Source organism: Parashewanella curva (assembly GCF_003675895.1).
Lineage (GTDB): Bacteria > Pseudomonadota > Gammaproteobacteria > Enterobacterales > Shewanellaceae > Parashewanella > Parashewanella curva.
The window spans coordinates 1-504 of sequence record NZ_ML014981.1; the positions used below are offsets into that span (position 1 = coordinate 1).

1 protein-coding gene is annotated in these 504 nt (G+C 36.3%); it reads left to right on the forward strand.

The window, feature by feature from the left end; all coding sequences use genetic code 11:
* The first annotated feature begins 231 nt into the window (after positions 1–231).
* Complete coding sequence (locus D5018_RS21915; protein ID WP_165905163.1) at positions 232–402, forward strand: hypothetical protein; 171 nt, start codon at positions 232–234, stop codon at positions 400–402.
* Positions 403–504 lie beyond the last annotated feature (102 nt).

The following is a 504-nucleotide window of genomic DNA, read 5'->3' on the forward strand; positions in this document are numbered from 1 at the left end:
TTCTGTGCCATACGCAGTTACGTTTCGAGTTGCAGAAAGCAAAATATAACAGCTTCAACAGCGCTGAACTTGTTGTTCAGTGGGCATTTGCCAGATATTTTTGTTCAGTAGGCTGAATAGTTACAAACTATTTAAAAAAGATAACCAATTATTCAAATTACAAAAAGCTTGGGAAGATAAATTCTTTAACCGTTCTAGCCATAGAGACTCACAATCAAGGAGAGATGTCTAATGCCTACAATTTTAAGAAAAACAAAACTCATCAGCGTTGATGACTTCATAAATATCGATATTGCTAACTATTCACAATTGCGTCTAATTAATCCAGAAAAACCCAAAACAGGCAGAGCAATTGACATAGGTTCTATACTTTATTGCCAGGGCAACCGCGCGAGTGTTTAAATTTCGTCCGCTACAGTTAGCCCAGCCTTTAAAACCTTTTCGAGATAATCTGTTTTCATCCAAGCTCGCTTTCTTTTTGTTGGGATGCTTATTTTTGTTTTT